The organism is Campylobacter concisus (assembly GCF_002914005.1).
Classification (GTDB): domain Bacteria; phylum Campylobacterota; class Campylobacteria; order Campylobacterales; family Campylobacteraceae; genus Campylobacter_A; species Campylobacter_A concisus_N.
This window is the reverse complement of record NZ_POZU01000087.1, coordinates 26,624-33,949: the sequence shown is the minus strand read 5'-3', so window position 1 is coordinate 33,949 and position 7,326 is coordinate 26,624. Positions and strand designations below refer to the sequence as shown.

At 37.2% G+C, this 7,326-nt stretch carries 7 protein-coding genes and 1 tRNA gene; 1 reads left to right on the top strand and 7 read right to left on the bottom strand.

What is annotated here, in order from left to right:
* Positions 1–82: 82 nt before the first annotated feature.
* The 6 genes from CYP54_RS09710 to CYP54_RS09685 form a co-directional block, all read right to left on the bottom strand.
* Positions 83–158: transfer RNA gene (locus CYP54_RS09710), tRNA-Phe, on the bottom strand.
* A 162-nt stretch (positions 159–320) separates the two neighbouring features.
* Complete coding sequence (locus tag CYP54_RS09705) at positions 321–1,109, bottom strand: energy transducer TonB (protein WP_103605090.1); 789 nt, start codon at positions 1,107–1,109, stop codon at positions 321–323.
* Entirely contained in the window at positions 1,084–1,467 is a 384-nt protein-coding gene (exbD, locus tag CYP54_RS09700; RefSeq protein ID WP_072593836.1) for a TonB system transport protein ExbD, read from the bottom strand. Before exbD ends, CYP54_RS09705 begins: the two co-directional genes overlap by 26 nt.
* Entirely contained in the window at positions 1,454–1,882 is a 429-nt protein-coding gene (gene exbB, locus CYP54_RS09695) for a TonB-system energizer ExbB (protein WP_103605089.1), read from the bottom strand. Before exbB ends, exbD begins: the two co-directional genes overlap by 14 nt.
* A 140-nt stretch (positions 1,883–2,022) precedes the next feature.
* Complete coding sequence (gene waaF, locus CYP54_RS09690; protein ID WP_103605088.1) at positions 2,023–2,967, bottom strand: lipopolysaccharide heptosyltransferase II; 945 nt, start codon at positions 2,965–2,967, stop codon at positions 2,023–2,025.
* Positions 2,964–4,007: a glycosyltransferase family 4 protein gene (locus CYP54_RS09685; RefSeq protein ID WP_103605087.1), complete on the bottom strand. Its 1,044-nt coding sequence runs from the start codon at positions 4,005–4,007 to the stop codon at positions 2,964–2,966. Before CYP54_RS09685 ends, waaF begins: the two co-directional genes overlap by 4 nt.
* Before the next feature lie 119 nt (positions 4,008–4,126).
* Between CYP54_RS09685 and polA the strand changes: the two genes are divergently transcribed.
* A complete protein-coding gene (polA, locus tag CYP54_RS09680; RefSeq protein ID WP_103605086.1) occupies positions 4,127–6,763 on the top strand; it encodes a DNA polymerase I in 2,637 nt (878 codons plus the stop codon).
* Between the two features lie 76 nt (positions 6,764–6,839).
* On the opposite strand, the gene CYP54_RS09675 is transcribed toward polA, so the two are convergent.
* Positions 6,840–7,238 carry a ribosomal maturation YjgA family protein gene (locus tag CYP54_RS09675; RefSeq protein WP_103605092.1) on the bottom strand — a complete coding sequence of 133 codons (399 nt, stop codon included), beginning with the start codon at positions 7,236–7,238 and terminating at the stop codon, positions 6,840–6,842.
* Positions 7,239–7,326: the final 88 nt, after the last annotated feature.

The following is a 7,326-nucleotide window of genomic DNA, read 5'->3' as shown; positions in this document are numbered from 1 at the left end:
CCTAGAAAAATAGCATAAAAGCCTTGTAAATGCGAATTTAATAGAGCTAAGAGAAAAAGGATTGATGTTTAAAGAAAGGTAATGGTGGTTAGAGGCAGAATCGAACTGCCGACACGCAGATTTTCAGTCTGCTGCTCTACCGACTGAGCTATCCAACCACCCGTTAAAGAAAGTCAGATTATACATGTTTAATATTTAAAGCAAGTTTAAAATACATACTTTTTTAAATAAAATAAGTTATGTTTTTCTATTTTGGCTTGAAATATAAAAGAAATTCTACAAAGCAGATAATAAATTACGAGCTTAAATAAGCTTGTAATTTATTTTAGTGTATATGAAATAGGAAAGCGCAGATAACGATCTTGTTTAGGTTTTGGAAACTCAGAGCTTGCTCTTTGAATATTTTCTAAAGCACCATTATCAAGCGACTCAAAACCAGAGCTTTTGCTAACTTTAAGTTCATCTATACTACCGTCTTGCCTGAGCAAAAACCTAACTTCTACAACGCCTTGATGCTTCATACGTCTAGCATTATTTGGGTAACTTTTATGCCTCTTAACTGCGATTATAACCTTCGTAAAATCTTCATCACCTTGTGAATTTGATAAATTTAGCTCAGGTGTTACATTTTGGACTGGAGCTGCAACGATAGACTTGTTATTGGCTGGTAAATTTGTATTTACACTAGCTGGCGGTACAATAGGCTGCACTGGCTGAGCAATTACCGGTTCAGGCTTGGGCTCTATTTTTTTCTCTTTTTTAGGCTCTACCTTTTTTATTTCACGCTTTGGTTTCTCCACCTTTTTAGGTTCAGGTTTTGGTTCTGGCTTTGGCTCAGGTTTTGGCTCAGGTTTTGGAGGCTCTGGCGGTGGTGGTGGGGCTGGTGGAGTTGGCTCTGGGATAAGCATTTGCTCCGCTATTTGAGGTGCTGAGACTTGTAGCACTGGAGTAAATGAATTAAGAGCTATTTTTATCGGTTTTTGCTCACCTATTTTTATCTCATCAAAATTATATGAAAGCAAAAAATATACTGCTGCTCCATGCACTACAAGCGAAACAGCTAAGCCGCTGTAATTTGAAATTTTATTCAGAGATTGTTTGGATTGCAAAATTTTCGTGGCCCTTCTCTTTTAATATATCAATTACTTTGACAAAGCTATCAAATTTCGAATTTTTATCGCTTTTTAGTTCGATCAATGTCTTTATATCAACCGCATTTAGCTTATCTTTGAGTTCGTTCTCAGAAATTTCTACATCATCTATAAAAAATTTATTATCCTTATCAATTACTACGCTTACCTTTTTATCGTCTTCTTTACTTTGCTCGGCACTGTTTGCACTTGGAAGATCAATAGCTATCTTGCCTTGAGCAATAAAAGTCGAAATACTAAGCACGATGGCGAGCAAAACAAGCATAATATCAATAAATGGGACAATATTTAACCCATCTTTTTTATTTAGACGCATTTTCAGCCTTATATCTATTTAGTATTACATCTACTTTCCTAACAAAACCATTGTAAATCATCAAAGTTGGTATCGCCACAAGTAGTCCAAAAGCAGTTGCTTTTAGCGCAAGAGAGAGGCCGACCATTATGCTTTTAGTATCGATTCCGCCTGCCATACCCATATCATAAAATGTGATCATAATTCCAGCGACTGTACCAAGAAGTCCTACATATGGTGCATTTGAGTAGATAATGTAAAGCGCGGTTAAATTTTTGGTTAGTGCCTCTTCAAGCGCTTCGATACTTTTGTAGCCTTTTATATCAACGCGTGAATAAAAAATAATACGCTCAATCGTATACCAAAGTACAAAAAAACTCATAATGCCTAAAATCGCAATAATTACGTGATCAATGTGATGTTTAATTAGCTCCATAATACCTTCTTACTTAGTAAAAATTTTTGCGTGATTATAGCTATATTGATAACCAATGTCAAATGTTTGGTAAAAATGTAATCAAATAAAAACTAAAAATTTTTAATTTTGTATGTATATATTTAATTATGTTTAGAATTTCAAAAATTTAATTTTTTTCTTAGCAGCTCTATTTCAACAATGACCATTTTTGGCGTAAGCTCCTTCATACAGGCATGTGTCTTTATAGGACATACTCGCTTCATACATGGCATACACTCTAAATTTAAATGCACTATCTTTGCACTTTCGTCTTGCCATGGGCTAGTCTCTTTAAATTTAGTCGGTCCAAAAAGAGCCACAAGTGGCACTTTATAGGCTGCTGCGATATGCATAGGACCACTATCGTTTGTCAAAAAGATGCCATTTTTTATAGAACCTATGACCTCGCAAAGCTCTTTTATGCTCGTTTTTCCGGCTAAATTTTCACATTTTATACCATTTTGCAAAAGCATTTGCTCGATTTCATTGCAAATTTCAAGCTCAGCTTTTGAGCCAGTGATCTTTACATCAAATTCATCTTTAAAGTGCAGTGCAACCTCTGCAAAATAGTGTGGATACCACCTTTTGGCGCTTCCGTAGCTAGCACCCGGATTTAGCACGAGGAGTTTTTGCTCGCTTTTTTTAGCTTCATAATAGATTTTTAGTTCGTTTGAAATTTCTTTTAAATTCAGGCTTTGCTTTATGAAATTTAGATATTTTTGCACCTGATGCAAACTCTCACTACTCTTTTTAAAGCAAAATTTTTGCGTTGCTTTTAGAAAAAATAGCAAAAATTTACTAGCAAACGAGCTTCTAAAACTAATAGCGATATCAAATTTTCCAAGCTTGCTAGCCGTTTTTATAAGGCTTAAATATCTTGAGTTTTGCTTTTTACTATCGTCAATGACTACTTTTTCGCACTTTGGATGTGATTTGTAAAGCTCACAGGCCACATAAGAGCCAAAAAATACAATATTTTTAGCATCTTTGCTTAAATTTTCTATCGCCCCGCTCGCCATCACAGCATCACCAAGCCAAGTTGGAAGCTCTATAAAAACTCTCACTTTTGCTCCAAATTTAGTACTTCGTTTATGATTTCAAGAGTTTTGCTTGCATTTTCTTCTATGCTAAATTTTTGCGAAAGTAAAAATGACTTCTCTTGCAGCTCTCTCATCATGTCATTATCATTAAGCACCTGCTCCACTAGCTCCAGTATACTTTCATCATTTGGTTCACGCATAACAAAACGATTTTCTAAAATTTCAGCTGCCCCGTTTTGAGCCGTTGTAAAGACAATGTTTTTAAAGCTAAGCGCCTCTAAAACGACATTTGAAAATGGCTCATAGTGTGTTGGAAATATAAAAATATCGCTTGCTTCATAAAATTTTGCAGTCATTTTTTGCTCACCTGTAAAAAATGCATTTATCTTTAGCTTTTTTGCTAGCTTCTTATATGAATTTAAATTTTTATCTTTGCCTACTATTAGCGCATTTACTGGCGTTTTTAGCTTTGAGACAAGAAGTAAAAAGTCTTTTGCTCCTTTTCTTTTAAAGCCATTTCCGACAAAAAGCACAATTGGTAAATTGTAATCGAGTCCAAATTCTTCGCATACGCTAAGTTTTGCTTCTCCTTTTTCTACCTTTTGTGGCAAATTTATACCGTTGTAAATGGTAACGATCTTTGACTCATCGACACCGTAAGCTGAAATGATTTGCTCTTTTATGTAGTTTGAATTTGCGATTATCTTTTTAGAATTTTTAAAGCAACGTTTTTCTAGATATGGATAGACAAAATTTAGAGGATTAACCCACCAAAATGGCTTTGTGGCACGATAAATTTTATGCACACCGTCCCCTGCTCTATAAATATCTGCGCAGCTCACTCGCTCCAAGCTAAAATATACCTCATTGCTTTGTTTCTGGCGTTTTACCTGTGAGTTAAATCTCAAAGCCTTTTTCCATGACGAGATCCTAGCCTCTCCTAGATATGAGCGTATAGATGTATCTATACCTACGTCTCTTAGGGCTTTAGTAAGCCTTCTTAAATAGCGTTCGGCACCACCGACTGCATTTGGATTGATACGTAAAAAAACTATTTTTTTCATGACCTCAAAGCTTTTTGTTTTTGTGATTTTTTATTTGCAATGTCCGCCATAATATCAAAAATTTTTATAAATCAGCCTATTTTTTGCCTAAATTTCATAAAATTACACAAAGGATAAAAATGAAAACACTTACGATTATTGACACTTTTGGTTTCTTTTTTAGGCTCTACTACGCCATGAGCGGACTTAAAAACCGCGAGGGCAAGCCAAGCGGTATGATAAGTGGCTTTGCAAATTTTATAGCAAGCCTCAAGGATGAATACCAAAGCGACTATCTCATCTTCGCACTTGATAGCAAAGGTAAGACCTTACGTCACGAAATTTTAGGTGATTACAAAGCAAACAGAAACGAGCCGCCAGCTCAGCTAAAAGAACAGCTTCCAGTTTGCATAGATATGATAGAAAAAATGGGACTTTACAGCCTTAGCCGTGAGGGCTACGAGGCCGATGATATCATCGCAAGTGCGGTTAAATTTTGCAAGGATAAAGATATATTTGTGCGAATAGTCACGCATGATAAAGACCTTTACCAACTCATAGAGGACGGCAAAGTGAGCATCTACAGCCCACAAAGCAAGATCGATCATGATAGTGCAAGTTGCTTTGAAAAGTACGGAGTTTATCCGGCACAGGTAAGGGACTTTCTAGCGATCGCAGGCGATAGCTCAGACAATATCCCAGGTGTCAAAGGTATCGGCGCAGTGGGAGCTAAAAAGCTTTTGGCTGAGTATGGCAGCTTGGAGGGAATTTATGAAAATTTAGCCCTTCTTAGAAACGAGCGTACTAAAAATATGCTAGCAGCTGCAAAAGACGAAGCATTTTTGAGCAAAAAGCTAGCCACTCTATTTGATGACGCAGTTAGTTCATTTGATCTTGAACACTCTAAATTTCCAGAGCAAAATCCTTTAATAAATATCTCAGAAATTTTAAAAGAGTACGATCTAAATAGGCTTCTTAAGAGCTTGCAAAAAGAGGAAAATGCTGAATTTAAACTTGGCTTTAGAGCAAATTTGCTTCTTGATGAAGCAGATATTGAAAAGCTACTTGCTGACATCACGCCTGAAACTATCGTCGCATTTGACACCGAGACCACGGGCGTTGATAGCAGGAGCGCAAAGATCGTTGGATTTAGCTTTTGCTTTAACGATGAGGATGCCTACTACGTGCCAGTGGCTCATAACTACCTTGGTGTGCCGCAGCAAATTAGCCTAAAATTTGCCACATGGGCGATAGGGCAAATTTACAAAGGCTGCATAATTGGACAAAATTTGAAATACGACTTTGAGATCGTGAAAAACAACCTTGGACTCAACCCTCCAGCAAATTTTAAAGATACGATGATACTTGCTTGGCTTAGCGATCCAAACTCAAGTGTGGGCATGGACGCGCTAGCAAAGAGGCTCTATGACTACGACACGATCAAATTTGAAGATGTGGTCAAAAAAGGGCAAACTTTTGGCGATGTGCCACTAGAAAATGCTGCTAAATACGCGAGTGAGGACGCTTGGATAACGCTTAAATTTTATAAAACTTTTCAAAACACGCTTGATAAAAATTTACTCGCCCTTGCCGATACGCACGAGTTTCCTTTTATCCTCACGCTCTTTGACATGGAGCAAAACGGCATCAAGATAAATGAAGCTAAGATGCAAAAGCTCATCCTTGAAAACGACACCAAACTAAAGGCGCTAACAAGTGAAATTTACGAGCTAAGTGGCGAAAATTTCAACATAAACTCAGTAAAACAGCTTGGCGTAATACTTTTTGAGCACTTAAAGCTTCCAACCAAAAAGAAGACAAAAACAGGATATAGCACCGATGAAAGCGTGCTAGCTGAGCTTGCAGGCGCTCATCCGGTGATTGAAAAAATTTTAGCTTACAGAGAGCTATATAAACTGCAAAGCACCTACTGCGAGCCACTTTTAGCGCTTGCGAAAAAGGATGAGGGCTCACGAATTTACACGAGCTTTTTGCAAACTGGCACGAGCACTGGCAGGCTATCAAGTAAAAATCCAAATTTGCAAAATATCCCAGCTCGTGGCAGCCTCGCAAAGGATGTCAGAGAGTGCTTTGAGGCGCGCGAGGGATATAGTTTTGTGGGGCTTGACTACAGCCAGATCGAGCTTAGGCTGTTAGCTCACTTTAGTCAAGATCCTGCGCTGCTTATGGCGTTTAAAAATGACGAGGACATCCACGCAAGGACGGCTATTAGCATATTTGGTAGCAGCGATGGGCAAAATAGAGCCGTGGCAAAGAGTATAAATTTTGGCCTCATTTATGGCATGGGCTCAAGCAAGCTGGCAAATCAAGTAAATATCACAAGAGCCGAGGCAAAAGAGTATATAGAGCGCTATTTTAAGGCATTTGCTACGATCAAAGAGTTTTTAGAGAGCATAAAAATTTCAGCTAAAAACGACGGCTTTGTGCAGACACTGCTTGGCAGGAGGCGCTACTTTGACTTTAAAAGTGCCACACCTATGCAAATAGCGATGTTTGAGCGCGAGGCGGTAAATACGGTCTTTCAAGGCTCAGCAGCAGACCTTGTCAAGATGGCGATGGTAAAAGTTAGAGCAAATTTAGATGAAAATGCAAAAATGTTGCTTCAGATCCACGACGAGCTGATTTTTGAAGTAAAAGACGAATTTGCGCAGGAATTTGGCAAGGCGACGCAAAAGACAATGGAGGAAATTTACACGCTAAATGTGCCGCTTAAAACATCGCTAAATATCGCTAAAAACTGGGGTGAGCTAAAATAGATAGATAAATTTTGCTGGAGCTTTTAAGATGATTAGCTCCTGCTTTATACTTAAAAAATAAAGTTGTGATTTATCGCTACATCTTTGAATTTTTATACTTTTGTAAAAAGCAAATGGTATCAGTCAAATAAGCCAGCAAGCAGCCCAACGCGTAACATGCGATGTCGCTAACGTCAAATGTTCCGCCAAAGACTATACGTATTATTAAATTATGAATATCTAAAATTTCAAGTACTTTAAAGTATTGTAAAATTTCTATAAATAGCGAGAAGATAAATATTTCAAACGCTAAAATTTTTGGTGTAGTTTTAAACACGGCTCGTCCAAATGCGTAAAGCATCACCGTAACTAACACATCACCCAAATAATGACGCACGAAGCCACCTTTAACAAAAGTTGCGATATAAATTTCGATTGCTAAAATCACGACTGCTACGACTAAAAAGAACAATCTAGTTTGAAAGCCATGTCTCATTTTCTCGTATTGAAAAGATTTGTATATTTTTCGTTTTACTTGCATTTTTTTATTTATTTGAAATTTTACTTTTTTATAAATTAGAAAT